The 13,240-nt window shown below is 61.3% G+C and carries 12 protein-coding genes; 6 read left to right on the top strand and 6 right to left on the bottom strand.

The genetic code is table 11. From position 1 onward, the window contains the following. Positions 1-54: 54 nt before the first annotated feature. The 3 genes from VIH17_12485 to lysS form a co-directional block, all read right to left on the bottom strand. Positions 55-777, bottom strand: coding sequence for an ABC transporter ATP-binding protein (locus tag VIH17_12485; protein ID HEY4684046.1), 723 nt, complete (start codon positions 775-777; stop codon positions 55-57). A 95-nt stretch (positions 778-872) separates the two neighbouring features. Continuing rightward, positions 873-2,102: an FtsX-like permease family protein gene (locus VIH17_12480; protein HEY4684045.1), complete on the bottom strand. Its 1,230-nt coding sequence runs from the start codon at positions 2,100-2,102 to the stop codon at positions 873-875. Positions 2,103-2,109: 7 nt separating this feature from the next. Continuing rightward, positions 2,110-3,708 (bottom strand): lysine--tRNA ligase, encoded by a 1,599-nt coding sequence (gene lysS / locus VIH17_12475; GenBank protein ID HEY4684044.1) that lies wholly within the window; start codon positions 3,706-3,708, stop codon positions 2,110-2,112. Positions 3,709-4,107: 399 nt separating this feature from the next. Here lysS and VIH17_12470 point away from each other — a divergent pair, with 399 nt between their 5' ends. The 6 genes from VIH17_12470 to VIH17_12445 all read left to right on the top strand — a co-directional run bounded on the left by VIH17_12470 (position 4,108) and on the right by VIH17_12445 (position 9,684). Beyond that, entirely contained in the window at positions 4,108-5,889 is a 1,782-nt protein-coding gene (locus VIH17_12470) for a UbiD family decarboxylase (protein HEY4684043.1), read from the top strand. Between the two features lie 319 nt (positions 5,890-6,208). Then, on the top strand, positions 6,209-6,841 hold the full coding sequence (locus tag VIH17_12465) for a sigma-70 family RNA polymerase sigma factor (protein ID HEY4684042.1): 633 nt from the start codon (positions 6,209-6,211) through the stop codon (positions 6,839-6,841). A 17-nt stretch (positions 6,842-6,858) separates the two neighbouring features. Beyond that, positions 6,859-7,512, top strand: a complete 654-nt coding sequence (locus tag VIH17_12460) for a zf-HC2 domain-containing protein (protein ID HEY4684041.1) — start codon at positions 6,859-6,861, stop codon at positions 7,510-7,512. Between the two features lie 11 nt (positions 7,513-7,523). Then, positions 7,524-8,378: a DUF4097 family beta strand repeat-containing protein gene (locus VIH17_12455; protein HEY4684040.1), complete on the top strand. Its 855-nt coding sequence runs from the start codon at positions 7,524-7,526 to the stop codon at positions 8,376-8,378. Positions 8,379-8,405: 27 nt separating this feature from the next. Further along, a complete protein-coding gene (locus tag VIH17_12450) occupies positions 8,406-8,945 on the top strand; it encodes a shikimate kinase (GenBank protein HEY4684039.1) in 540 nt (179 codons plus the stop codon). Between the two features lie 16 nt (positions 8,946-8,961). Continuing rightward, entirely contained in the window at positions 8,962-9,684 is a 723-nt protein-coding gene (locus tag VIH17_12445; GenBank protein HEY4684038.1) for a hypothetical protein, read from the top strand. A gap of 172 nt (positions 9,685-9,856) precedes the next feature. On the opposite strand, the gene VIH17_12440 is transcribed toward VIH17_12445, so the two are convergent. The 3 genes from VIH17_12440 to VIH17_12430 all read right to left on the bottom strand — a co-directional run bounded on the left by VIH17_12440 (position 9,857) and on the right by VIH17_12430 (position 13,186). Further along, positions 9,857-10,753, bottom strand: coding sequence for a PDZ domain-containing protein (locus tag VIH17_12440; protein ID HEY4684037.1), 897 nt, complete (start codon positions 10,751-10,753; stop codon positions 9,857-9,859). Between the two features lie 90 nt (positions 10,754-10,843). Then, entirely contained in the window at positions 10,844-12,211 is a 1,368-nt protein-coding gene (locus VIH17_12435; protein ID HEY4684036.1) for a hypothetical protein, read from the bottom strand. A gap of 33 nt (positions 12,212-12,244) precedes the next feature. Further along, positions 12,245-13,186, bottom strand: coding sequence for a HEAT repeat domain-containing protein (locus VIH17_12430; protein HEY4684035.1), 942 nt, complete (start codon positions 13,184-13,186; stop codon positions 12,245-12,247). Between the last annotated feature and the right edge of the window lie 54 nt (positions 13,187-13,240).

Below are 13,240 nucleotides of genomic sequence, written 5' to 3'. Positions count from 1 at the left end.
CTCGCCTCGTAACGGGCGAAGAAAATCACCCGCCGTGCTTTCTCGGTGTAGCGCTCAAACATCGGTCTCGGTCCCCGCCCCGATGCCATCGGGGCCCGCGTCCATGGGCTCAAGTTTCCCGTGGTGCAACCGAAGCACCCGCTCGCATCGCCGCGCAAGCGAGAGGTTGTGAGTCGCCAGGATCGAGGTCAAACGATGCCCCCGATGCATCCGCTCAATCAGCCGAAAGACCGCCTCGGCGTTCTCCTCGTCCAGGTCGCCGGTGGGTTCATCGGCCAGGAGCAACTTGGGTTCACCGATCAACGCCCGTGCCACCGCCACCCGCTGCTGCTCGCCGCCGGAAAGTTCCCCGGCCAAATGGTCGGCTCGCTCGGCCAATCCCACCTCGCCCAGCCATCGCCGGGCCGCCTCAGCCGCCCTGGCCGAGGATGCGCCGCGGACCAGCAACGGCATCATCACGTTTTCCGATGCCGTGAGGTCCGCCAGCAGGTGATGCAACTGCCATATAAAACCGATCTCGCGATTTCGAAAAGCGGCGACTTCTTCCCGTGTCCGAGACGAAAGCAGTTGCGAATCGAAGTATATACTACCGCTTGTCGGCCTGTCTAGCGCGGCCAGCACATGCAACAGGGTGCTTTTTCCGGCACCTGACGGCCCCACAATCGCCACCATCTCGCCCGCCTTCACCTTCAGCTCTAATTCGCGCAGCACGATCAGTTCCACGCTGCCCGAGCGAAAGCTCTTTGTTATTTCACTCGCCCGCAGCAACTCATTCATAAGATGCTCGCCAGGGACAGAAGTTTGCGCATCCTTGCTATTCTTTTTCCGAGCCTGCTTCGGCCCCCCCTGGGCATGGTACTTTCGTCCTGCAACTACTGATAACGCAGAATTTCTACCGGCAGGATGGCGGTGGCCGAGCGGGCCGGGTACAACGTGGCCGCCCAGCTAATCACCCCCGCCGCCAACGTGATCCAGATTCCGTCCGTGAGCTGGGCTTGAAAGGGGACGTAGCTGATCGCATAGATTTCAGGATCGAGTGGGATGAGCCGAAAGTGGTCGCAGAGCCAGCTCAACCCGTTGCCGGCGGCAAGCCCGAGGAATGTCCCCAGCAGCCCGACCGCCAGCCCTTGGCTGACAAAGACGCGCGAAATTTGCGCCGCCCTGGCGCCCAGTGCCACCAGCACGGCGATGTCGCGCGCCTTTTGATTGACCGTCATCACCAGCAGAACAAAAATATTGAGGCCGGCGACGAATACAATGAGTCCGATAAACAGCGCCGTCACCAGCTTTTCCAGGCGCAGCGCACGAAACAGAGCTTTGTTCTGCTCCATCCAGTTGGTCGCCGTGAAACCTTCCCCGGCCGCGCGAACGATTTCCCCGCCGATGCGGTCAGCCAGGTTCAGATCATCCAGACGAAACTCCAGGATCGAGGCGACATCGCCCAACCCGAGCAAGGCCTGAACGGAGCGGAGGTCGCCAAAGGCCCAGGCCGAGTCATAGTCATAAAAACCGGAGTCGAAAATGCCAGCGACCCGGTAGCGTTTGGTGCGCGGCACAATGCCGAACGGTGTCAGATGGCCCTGGGGGGAGGTAATCGTCAGCCCATCGCCCGCCGCCACGTTCAGCTCGCGCGCCAGAACCTTCCCGAGCAGCAGCCCTTCCGCCCGATTTTCGTCGGGGCCGAGCGACTGGAGGGCGCTGGCCGGCACCGATCGCAGAATGTCTCCAATCCGCTTCTCCGACTCGGGTTCAATTCCCTTTAGCACGACTCCTTTGGCTCGCGAACCGCTCGCCATGAGCACTGTTTCGTAAATCGCCGGCGCGACTGCCCGGACGTGCGGCCAGCGGCCCAACCTTTCCGCAAGCGCGCGATAGTCGCGAATCCCATCGCCAGCCGTGCGGACAAGGCTTACGTGAGCCGTAGCTCCCAGCAACCCTTCCTGAATCACCTGCCGGAAACCACTGTTCATGCCGAGCGCCAGCACCAGCGAAGCCACCCCGGCGGCCACTCCAAAGATAGCCAGCCCCGTGATCAGCCGGAGTACGCCCGGTTTGTGTTTGGCCCGCAGAAAGCGGAAAGCCAGGAAAGTGGAAAACGTCATGGAGTTTTTACGATGCCCCGGAGCGGCTTGTCGTCCCGCCTTGGGCGGGGTCGGGATCGGCCGCTTCCTTTCCGGCGGATTTACCCGATTCCGGCCGCAGGAGAGGAAAAAGGATCACTTCGCGGATGGAGTGCGAGTCGGTCAAGAGCATGGCGAGGCGATCCACGCCAATGCCCTCGCCACCGGTGGGCGGCATGCCGTAGCCGAGCGCCCGAAGATAATCTTCATCAATGCGCTCGCCCACCGCCTCCGCCAGAGCCCGATCCCGCAACTGTTCTTCAAACCGCTGGCGCTGTTCCACGGGGTTGTTGAGCTCGCTGAACGCATTACCCAGCTCCAGTCCGCCGGCGAAAACTTCAAAACGTTCGGCCACAGCCGGATCGTCATCGCGCCGTTTTGCCAGGGGCGAGACTTCCGCCGGAAAATCATAAACCAGCGTGGGAGAGATGAGTTGCGCTGCGGCGACTGCCTCGAAGAGGGCCACTGTCAAAACTCCTTCCGAGAGGCTGGCTGAATGGTCAACCGGGTTGAGCTGCCGGGCGGCGGCCCATTGGTTGTACCGGGCCGCCCACCGGCGCAAAGCCGCCGCTTCGGCAAGCTCAGCGGCCGTTGGCTTCGTCTCCTCCGGCCAATAGCAGGCAATCGCCTCGCGCAGGGAGAGTCGCTGCCACTTGTCGAAGCAAACCTCCTTGCCTTCGTACGTCACGGTCGTTGTCCCGCAGACCTGCTTCACCACTTGCGTCAACATCTCCTCGGTGAGCGCCATCATGTCTTCGCAGTCCGCATAAGCCTGGTAGAACTCGAGCATCGTAAATTCGGGGTTGTGTTGGGTGGAGATGCCCTCGTTGCGAAAGTTGCGGTTGATTTCATAGACGCGGTCGAGGCCGCCGACAACGAGCCGCTTGAGATAGAGCTCCGGGGCAATGCGAAGGTAGAGGTTCAAGTCGAGCGCCTGATGATGGGTGCGAAAGGGCCGGGCGACCGCCCCGCCCGGCTGAGGCTGCATCATCGGCGTCTCCACCTCGACGTAGCCTCGCGCCTCTAGGAACTCTCGCAGCGCCCGGATGATCTGGCTCCGGCGCAAAAAAACCTCGCGCACCCGCTGGTTGACGATCAGGTCGAGGTACCGCTGCCGGTGGCGAATTTCCACGTCGGCGAGTCCATGCCACTTCTCCGGCAGCGGCAGGAGCGCCTTGGCCAGCAGCGTCAACCGGTCCACGTGCACCGTCAATTCACCCGTGCGGGTGCGAAAGAGATACCCTTCCGCGCCGATCACGTCGCCCAAGTCGAGCAGTTGAAAAAGCTGAAACATTTTCTCGCCCACCGCATCGAGCCGGACGTAGATCTGGAGCTTCTTCCCTTGCCCCAGAAGATGCGCGAACCCGGCTTTGCCGTGCAACCGATAGGTCACGATGCGGCCGCAGACCTTCACCGTCGGGTGTTCGGCTTCGAGTTGCTGGCCGGAGTGCGAGGAGTATCGAGCCAGGATTTGCTCAATTGTGTGCGTGAAGCCAAAGCGGTGAGGGTAGGGATCAAAACCAAGCGCTTCGATCTGACTCAGTTTTCTTTCGCGCTGCTGGATCTGGTCGAGCGCCTCGCTGGCCAAGCGATACTTCCTTTCCGCTGCTGCTCTGCCGGAATGCGATGCGGGAATAAAAGAAACCGATTATATCGGCCGCTTGGAAAGGGCGTCAAGGAGAGCGGTCGTAGTAATACCCCCAAGGCCACCGGCTCTCTCGGCTGCCGATGTGCCCCGCGCGCTCGAAGCTTGCCAGCAAAAGATGTGCCTCCCGCGCTCGGAGCTTGCCAGCAAAAGGTTTTTGCGGCATTGTCTGACCTGCTTCAGAGAAGATGGGGGCCTCCTTCTCTATGCGAGATGTAGGGACTCTGTGCAAGATGTAGGGGCAAGCTTCAGCTTGCCCTCTCTTCAGCTTGCCCTCTCGCCTTCGGGCGGTCTACATCAAGGGCTCGGTGGAAGGCCCCTACATCAAGAAGCCCTTTTAACATGACCTCGGTCAAACAAGCGCCTGGCTGGCCTTTTCGTGACCTGCACGACTTCCTTCGGGCACTCGAAGCCCTTGGGGAACTCAAGCGGGTGAAGGTCGAGGTGGATCCCGTTCTGGAAGTTACCGAGATCGTTCAGCGGGTGATGAAAGAAGAAGGGCCAGCCCTGCTCTTTGAGCGGCCAAAAGGAGCCAGGTTTCCGCTCGCCATCAACCTTTTTGGTTCCATGTCGCGGATCGAGCTTGCCCTGGGACGACACCCGCAGGAGATCGGCGAGGAGCTTGTCGAAACGTTTGACCGCCTGAATCCGCCGTCGCTCAAAGGACTCTGGGCATCGCGGCGGGTGCTTTGGCGCGGGTTGGCGATGCGGCCCAAGCAAGTCGCTCGTGCGCCCGTCCAGGAAGTGGCCGAGGAGCCGGACCTCGATGCGCTCCCGATTCTCCAGTGCTGGCCCGGCGATGCCGGGCGCTTCATCACTTTCGGAATGGTCTTGACGGAACATCCCAAAAGCAAACGCCGCAACCTGGGTATTTACCGCCTTCACGTTTACGACAAAAACAAAACAGGAATGCACTGGCAAAGCATGAAAGGCGGTCGAGGACACTACTACGAGGCAGAGCGGCAGGGTAAGGCATTACAGGCGGCCGTGGTTCTGGGAGGAGACCCCATCCTGATGTTGTCTTCCGTCTTGCCTTTGCCCGAAGATTTCGACGAGATTGGATTCTCCGGTTGGCTGCGGGGCAGCGCTACCCCGATGGCTCGGGCGCAAACCATCGCTATGCGGATCCCGGCAAGCGCCGAGTTCATCCTTGAAGGCGAGGTTCCGCCGGGCGAGCGCCGAATGGAAGGCCCGTTCGGCGACCATTTTGGCCACTATAGCGACGCCGCTGAGTTTCCCGTGTTCCACTTGAAGCGCGTCACGCGCCGCCGCCATGCCATCTATCCGGCACAGGTCGTCGGCAAACCGCCGCAAGAGGATAAATTTCTCGGCCAGGCAGCGGGCGAGATGATCGGCCCGCTCGTCCGGGTGATTGCGCCCAACGTGGTGAACACTTGCGCTTACGTGGGCGCGGGTTTTCACAATCTTCTCGGCGTCTCGCTGCGCGAACGTCATCCGAAAGAAGTGCTGAAAACCGCTTTTTCCCTGCTCGGGCTGGGACAGCTTTCCCTCACCAAGGTGATGATCCTGGTCAGGGAGGATGTAGAACCGGGCCATTTCGACAGATTATTGCGGGAGTTGTGGTTTCGGTTCGAGCCCGAAGAGCGCATGTTGATCCTGCCCGTGGCGCCGCTTGACACCTTGGACTTCACCTCCTTCAAGCTGCACGTGGGCAGCAAACTCATCCTCGACGCCACCGGCGCACCGCTCACAAGCGCGGAACCGCCGCGGGAAGTAGCCGACCCGCGGTCGTTCGACCAGCGCATTTCCGCTTATCGGCTGCTCGCCGGAGGGTTCCTGGTTGTCGTTGTCGAAAAGGAGGCGCGGGATGTGCTGGCGCGGCTGCTCCCATGGGAATCTCTGGGACCCATCCGATTCGTGGTGGCGGTCAGCCCGGATGTGAATCTCAGCGACGAGGAGAACCTCCTCTGGGGCATTTTCACGCGCTTCGATCCCGCCCGCGACATGCTTTTCCAGGAACAAAGTTTCCTGGGAGCGCGCCCGGTCTATCGCGGCCGCATTGCCATTGACGCCACCTGGAAGGCGGGCTACCCGCTTCCGCTCGAGATGGAGGAGAGCATCCGACGCAAAGTGGATTCTCGTTGGGGGGAATATTGGAAATGAGTTCAGGGCTGCCTTTCCCTGGGCCTGGTCTTGGATGACGAGGGTGGGTGGCGTCAGGTAAGATAGGCCCGATAACATTGTTGTTAGAAACGACTTCGAACAGCACCGGCCGCCGGCAACCCCAGTCCAGTAACCCATGCCTAACCCTGGGGTTGGCGGGAAGGGGCGGGTTTCGCCCCAAGGGCACAGGATTTTCTGCCGACGGAAGCGCCAAGTACTTTCTTGCCGCCTGGCGCCCGCCCCAGGCGGCGAGAGACAACTACTTCAACGGGATACGCATCTATGGGAGGGAGTATGGATGCGTCCCGATGAGGCTTGATTGAGCCCTTCGAGACGAGCTCCATCGGCGGGACTGGCTGAGGCCGAAGCGATTGCTCGGGCGCAGCGCGGAGACGCAGCCGCTTTCGAGCAACTCTATCGGTTGCACAAGCGCCGCGTCTATTCCCTCTGCCTGCGCATGACCAGCAACACGGCCGAAGCCGAGGACTTGACGCAGGAAGCGTTCCTGCAACTGTTCCGCAAGATTGCGACGTTCCGTGGAGAATCGGCATTCTCCACCTGGCTGCATCGGCTCTCGGTGAACGTTGTGCTGATGCACTTCCGCCGGAAAAGCCTGCCGGTCACCTCACTCGAAGAGGCTAGCGAGCCGGACGAGGAGGGAGGACCGAGAAAGGATTTCGGCGGTCCGGACAACCTGCTGGCAGGCTCGGTCGATCGCGTGAATTTGGAGCGCGCGATCGAACGGCTGCCGCGGGGCTACCGCATGGTTTTTCTCCTCCACGATGTGGAGGGCTATGAGCATAACGAGATTGCCGAAATGCTCGGCTGTTCGGTCGGCAACTCGAAGTCGCAACTTCACAAGGCGCGGCTGAAGATGCGCGGATTGCTCCAGGAACAACGTGCCGCGCGTTATAAGGAGGAGGGCCCGGCGAACTCTTCTTCACGCCGTTAACCGGCCCCGAACGATCCATGGAAGCCGACTGCCGGAATTTGCGTCGCGAGTTGGGCGCGTATCTCGAGGGGGAAGCCAGCCCCGAACTGCTGGCTCACCTCGAGCATTGTCGCCATTGTCAGAACCTGGTCGAGGAATTGCGTTCCATCGAGCGAGCCGCTCCCCAGATTGCCGAAACCTATGAACCCCGGCCAGCCCTGTGGAAGCAGATTGAAAACGCTGTCTATGCCGAGGGGCTGGTGCGGGAGAGACCGTTCTCTGGCTGGTTTCGCGACCTCGTTCGAGAGTGGTTGCCGCTGCCCGCGCCAGCGCTTGCCGCAGCTTACCTTGTTGTGCTTTTGATCGCCGGTGTGGTCATCACCTTCCGCACCGCCACACCACCGCTCCCGGCACAACGGGCAGTCAGCCCCGCGCCGCCGGTGGATATTGCCGCTGAATTGACCAGCGCCGAACAGACGATGCTGGCCGAGATGGAAAGGTTGAATCCCGGCGCCTCCCCTATCTACCGCAACAATCTGGCAACTGTGAACTACTATATTGATCTCTGTCAGCGCACGCTCGATCAAGATCCGGGAAATCCGGACGTGCGCCACTCCCTGGACCAGGCGTATACTCAGAAGGCTGATCTCTTGAGCGCCATGCTTGACCCGGATGAAATGAGGTCAAGGTAGTGAGCGAATGGATGCCAAGTTGGGCCGGCGCCCGCCGCTTCTCGCGCCTGCTTCCCGGCGTATTGATTCTTGCTGCCTTTCCCCTTTACGCCGAGCATTTCGATCGCCTCTTCTCGGTAGGCGGTTATCCCCTGTTGAGCCTCCGCCAAATCTCGGGTGACGTGGTGGTGCGAGCCTGGAACCGCCCGGAGATCCGCGTCCTTGCTTCGGTAAAAGGCAGCCATGTGGTGGCCGATGCCACCCAGCAGGGCAGCCGCGTGGAAGTAGTCTCCGAGGTCGTCGGCCAGCACGATGAGTCCAAAGAAGTGGTGCACTACGAAATCTATGTTCCCGCCGAGAGCGAACTTCAGCTCCATTCTCACGACGGGCTGGTGCGGGTGGAGTATGTCCGCGGGGACGTCGCCATAGAAACGCGCACGGCCAATGTGGAATTAAAAGAAGTGGCCGGCCACATCAACGTGAAGACGGCTGCCGGTTCCTTGCTCGCCGACCGCTGCTCCGGGCGCATGGAAGTGCGCTCGACTTCCGGCGACCTCAAGTTCACCGAGCCCGCTCTTGCCAAGCTGACCGCCTACACCACCGACGGCGACATCGCTTATGAAGGAGACTTCCAGCCGGGTGGCATGTACAACCTTTCCAACCATGCCGGAACCATCGAATTGCGCATCCCCAAACAAGCCTCGTTCGATCTCCAGGCGAGTTCCATCCAGGGTCAGGTTACGGGGGACGTCCCCGCTGTGCCCCTGGCCAAGACCTGGCAATCCCCAACCGCATCCCCGCAGCGGCTTGCCGGGCGCTACCTCACCGGTGACGCCAGCGTGCGGCTCTCCTCCTTTAGTGGTACAATCCGCATCCGCTGGAAGTAGTTTTTCGGTCGGTCGTTTCTTTCGGGCATGACGGCATCCACCCACCTTGCTTTTCGTCGCCTCCTTTTCCTTCTTGGCTTCATGGGATGCGGGAAGACCACCGTTGGCCGGGCGCTCGCCCGCCGGCTGGGATGGCAATTCGTGGACCTGGATGAATTGATTGAAGCCCGCGCCGGCCGCCCGATCGTTCAGATTTTTGCCGACGAAGGCGAACCAACCTTTCGCCGCATCGAGCATGAGCTCCTGGCGGAAACTCTTGCCGCTTCCGCCGACCACTTGCCCCGCGTAGTTGCCCTGGGCGGGGGAACCTTTGCCCAGATTCAAAATTTCGAACTTATCCGGACGGAAGGGGGCCTGACCATCTGGCTGCGTTGCCCCGTCGAAGAGCTGCGCCGAAGGTGCCGCGGCATCACCAACCGGCCCCTTTTTTGCGATGCCGCCAGCTTCCAGGAGCTCTACCGGCGGCGGCTGCCCTATTACGAGAAAGCGGACATTGTGATAGATTCCGGGGGACTCAAACCTGCCGATGTGGTAAAAAAGGTCCTCGCTCTCGGTTTTTTTCGCTGAAAGGGTTAGGAACAGCTTGAGGGCAGCTCTTTCCAGTCAAAAGCGTTTCCTGGCGACGGTGGCGTGTCTTTGCCTGATGGTTCCGGTTGCCCGAGCTGCTGCTCCGGACACGCGCCAGGGCGCTCCGTCCGAGACAGCGCTCCCCGGCGCCGAACAAGGGGTCTTTCGGGTCTATGCCGACGGAAAAGAGATTGGCACGGAAACCTTTCGCATTGTCCGCGACGGGGCCGATTGGATCGCGGAAGGACGAGTGGCTCTCGACTCAGCCGACGGCAAAGTGCAGCAGGCCACCAAGCTGCTCCTGACCTCGGACGGCGGCTTGCGCTCTTACTCCTGGGAACAGTCGAGCCCGAAAAAGGCTTCAGCCAACGTGGCCTACCAGGACGGAAAAGCAGTGATCGAGTACAAGCTGGACAGAGGTTCCGACCGGGCTGAATACTCTTTCGGGACTCCCCAGGTCGCCATCCTGGACAACAACGTCTTCCATCACTTCATCTTCTTGATCCGCCACTACGATTTTGCCAAATCAGGCTCGCAGCAAATTCCCATCTTTGTTCCCCAGGACGTCACCCCCGGCACCATCGCCGTCGCTGACCGCGGCGTGGAAAACCGGCAAGGCAAAAAGTGGCGCCACATGACCGCCAGCACCTCCGACCTCGAAATCCATCTCTGGCTCGAGGGCGAGCGGCTGGTGAAAATTGCCGTCCCCGCCGCCAACGTGGAAGTTGTCCGGGAGTAGATTACAACTTCTGCTGCCGCTTCAACTAACCGGGCCCAGTGGACTCTACGAGATGGCTCCCACGGGCAGAAGCCCGTGAGCCGAACGTGAGGCGCAATGTTGTTACATCTGTTCAACCCAGCGGCTTCCGCCGCTGGGCCCGCCGCGGCGGGCAAAATAAGTTGGAACGGCGCTAGATTTTCACTCTTGAGCTAATCGTGCGTCCTTCGCGCCGTGGCCTTTCGATCTCAACCGTCACGGTGGTTTCGGCCCGGTTGCGCACGAGGGTGACGCTTATACTTTTCCTGTCGCGGTTGTCGTACATCGCCTCGCGGAGGTCGCCCGCGTCAGAAATCTTCTCACTTTCTATCCTGGTGATGACATCGCCTGCCTTGATGCCGGCCTTCTCCGCCGCGCTTCCCTTCTCGACTCGGCGCACCAGGACACCTTCACCCTCTTTCACGCCAAAGAACTGCCCAAGCTGGTCAGAGAGGCTTTCTACTTCCACGCCAAGGTGCGGGCGGCTCCGCCCGAAGCCTTGGAGCCATGCGCGCCCATCAAAATCAAAATCGTATTCGAAGTGCGGGACGCGGATTTCCGGCATCTCCAACCGCCGCATTCGGAGAGCGCCAAAACTTTCCGGGCGTTCGCCAAGCGTGGCCGTCAGGTTCAGCTTTTGCCCGGCGCGATAGAGGCCCAGCGCGATGTTGCGTCCCGCCGGCGTCTCGCCGATCAACCGGCGCAACTGCCTTGCGCCCTCGACACGTTGGCTCGAGTACTCAACGATCACGTCATTTTCTTTTAGGCCGGCCTTCTCCCCCGGACTGTCTTTTTCAACCCCGGTCACCACCACCCCGCGTTCCTCTGGCAGCTTCAGTTCTTTCATCCGTTCCGCGTTGACCTCGGCAATGCCGATTCCCAGCCAGCCGGTAGCATCGGCAAGAGTCAGAATGTCCTGAGCATCATCTCCCGCATAGACGGTAACGCTCCGCTGGCGTGGCGGCGTATCCGCCAGCAACGGCACGCCCGGCGCTAGGGCGAGCGCAACCGCCAAAAGGATGACTTCCTTATTCAACTTTCTCTCGCTCATCGCCTTTCCTCCATCTCCTACCCTGGGGATCCCTGCACATACGTTCTGGGGCGATAACTCCGGCCTTCCGTCCCGCTGCCACAAACCATCTCAGTATTCATCCTGTTTGGGCGGTGGCGATGGAAGTTTTCGAAGCATTTTGCGTTGTCGTTGCTTCAGCTCCTCTTTCAGCTTGGGTATTTGCTTCAGTGTCTCCTGCATCTGCTGTTTCATTTGCTCCAGTTCCGCGCTCAACTTTCGGATTTCAATGTTTCCGCCGACGGTGCGGATGCGGAGCAACCGCCCGCCGCCGTTCAGCCGGCCTTCGCCGGAAATTTCTCCCGGGCCGTAGCTGGCCCGGTCGCTCACGATCTGCATGGGAAAGTCAGTAAGGATTTTGTGGCCGCGAGCCATTTCAATCGAGGCCTGGACGGTGACCGGCAGTTCGGCTGGCAGATAGACGGTGATGTCGCCGAACGCCGTCTCCAGTTCCGAGGGCTCAAAGCTGCCGGCGTTGGCAAGGATCTGGGCCATGATGCTTCCGGCGGAGGTTTGGGCGCGAATGCCGCTCAGCATGCGTCTCAAATAGATGCTCCCGCCGGCCGTCTCGGCGCGCACCAGCCCCAGCGAGTCGGTGATATTGATATTGCCGCCGGCGGTTTGCGCGGATAGGCGGCCCTTGCTTTCACCCACTTCAATTCCCCCGCCCGCTGTCGCTGCGGTGATGTCGCCGTCCGCGCCGGCAATGCGGATGGAACCCCCTGCCGTCTCGGCTCGAAGGTCCCCGCTGACACGGCCGACCTGGATGCCCCCGCCGCTGGTCTCCAGCACCGCGTTGCCCTTGACATCGCCCACGCGAATGCTTCCTCCGGCGGTTGAGCAACGCAGTTCCCCTCCCACATTGCCCAGCGAAATATCGCCGCCCTGGGTTTCGATTCTCGCCGGGCCGCCAAGATCCGTGCCGGTGATGCTGCCACCGGCGGTAGTCGCTTCGACGGTGCCACCCAGCTCTTCCAGACGAATTTCTCCCCCGTTCGTTTCCACGGTCACATGAAACTCCCTGGGAACCTTCAGCTCATAGCCGACCAGGAGGCGAGGGTAGCGGGCGTGCCGCAGGCTTCTCCCTTCCACGATGACCGTCTCCCGGCTGCCCCGCACGCTCACTTCGAACTGCCGGAAAAGCTGCCGGGCGGAGGGTTCGCTTTGCCGTTCGGCAATTTTTTCGACGCGCCAGGAAAATTCGCCGCTGGCGCCGGCTGAGACGCGAACGTTGCCAAAGTCGGAGCGGAGTTGGACCTGGCCCCTGTCGTTCACCGCCAGCCGCCCGGTGGATTCTTCCACCCACCGGCCATCCCGCTCATAGATGCGGCTCTCGCCCTTCCCGTCGGCGACGGCCACTGTCGTCAACCACAGCGTGATCCCGGCCGCGAGCATTACTCGCATGATTATTTTTTGCATACCCATCAGCGATCCCCGCATCCGGAACAGCCTCCTGCGAACTCTTCCTCTGGCCTATGGTTTGTCGGTCGCCCAGGCCTGCTCCAGCGCGGCAGCCGACTTCATCCGAACGTAGTTGTTCTTGTCTTTCTGCGCCAGGACGCGCAGGACGGCGATCACCTCGCTGTCAGGGAATTCCGTGAAGGCGTTGATGCATTCGACCCGAACGCCGGGGTTCGAGTCCTTGGCGAGCGCCTGCAGCAGCGCCTGGCGCACTTCCGGGTCCTTTGGATACTTTTTCAGTCCATCGAGAGCGCGCAGGCGCACTCCCGGGTTTTTGTCGTTGAGCATAGCGGAGATGAGCGCGCGACGAATCAAAACGTCATCGGCCTGCCGCCGCAACGCCTCCACCGATTCCAACCGCACGCCCGAATTTTCGTAGTTCCGGACGGCAAACAGAAGCACGCGCTGGATGGCCGCATCCTCAGGCATTCCCGTGAGGGTTACGCGCCGGGCGGCATCATAGCTCACCGCAACCCCGCCGGTGACGGGATCGGTGGCGATGCTGTGAATGCCCGAAATCTGGAAGTCGTCGGGGATCGTCCCCGCCTGTTCGAAGACGGGCGTGCCGCCGGCGCCCGGCTTTTCTCCCAGCTTCGTTGTCAGCATCCAGCCCAGGAGCACGCCGAACAACAGAAGCAACGCCGCGCTCAAGGCAGGATGCACACCCAGCGGGTTCACCCAACCGATGCTTTGCCGCGCCCGCTCCCAGAGGCTCACCGGCCCGTCAAAATCGAGTGACTCTTCCAGGCCCATCCGGCAGCGGGCCAGCAGCTCGGGCGAAGGCTCGCGCGTGCCTCGCTGGTCCATCAGCCCGCGCAACTTCCTCTCCACCTCGAGCGCGGCAGTACAGTTCGCGCAACTTCCAAGGTGCTGCTCGAAGGCGGGCCGATCCTCTTCGGCCAGCTCGCCGTAGATGTGAAGCACCATCAACATCTGTGCTCGTTGGCAATCCATGGCTCTTCCTCACTCAAATCCAATCGCGCAACTTGACCCGCAGTTTTTGATGGG

The sequence above is a fragment of the Candidatus Acidiferrales bacterium genome (assembly GCA_036514995.1).
GTDB lineage: Bacteria > Acidobacteriota > Terriglobia > Acidiferrales > DATBWB01 > DATBWB01.
The sequence above is the reverse complement of the archived record's forward strand: the minus strand, read 5'-3'. Positions and strand labels throughout refer to the sequence as shown.

Excerpts from the sequence above, each read along its gene's own strand:
- VIH17_12485 (HEY4684046.1), bottom strand. The coding sequence starts at position 777 with ATGAATGAGTTGCTGCGGGCGAGTGAAATAACAAAGAGCTTTCGCTCG.
- VIH17_12480 (HEY4684045.1), bottom strand. The coding sequence starts at position 2,102 with ATGACGTTTTCCACTTTCCTGGCTTTCCGCTTTCTGCGGGCCAAACAC.
- VIH17_12470 (HEY4684043.1), top strand. The coding sequence starts at position 4,108 with ATGACCTCGGTCAAACAAGCGCCTGGCTGGCCTTTTCGTGACCTGCAC.
- VIH17_12460 (HEY4684041.1), top strand. The coding sequence starts at position 6,859 with ATGGAAGCCGACTGCCGGAATTTGCGTCGCGAGTTGGGCGCGTATCTC.
- VIH17_12455 (HEY4684040.1), top strand. The coding sequence starts at position 7,524 with ATGCCAAGTTGGGCCGGCGCCCGCCGCTTCTCGCGCCTGCTTCCCGGC.
- VIH17_12450 (HEY4684039.1), top strand. The coding sequence starts at position 8,406 with ATGACGGCATCCACCCACCTTGCTTTTCGTCGCCTCCTTTTCCTTCTT.
- VIH17_12440 (HEY4684037.1), bottom strand. The coding sequence starts at position 10,753 with ATGAGCGAGAGAAAGTTGAATAAGGAAGTCATCCTTTTGGCGGTTGCG.
- VIH17_12435 (HEY4684036.1), bottom strand. The coding sequence starts at position 12,211 with ATGCGGGGATCGCTGATGGGTATGCAAAAAATAATCATGCGAGTAATG.
- VIH17_12430 (HEY4684035.1), bottom strand. The coding sequence starts at position 13,186 with ATGGATTGCCAACGAGCACAGATGTTGATGGTGCTTCACATCTACGGC.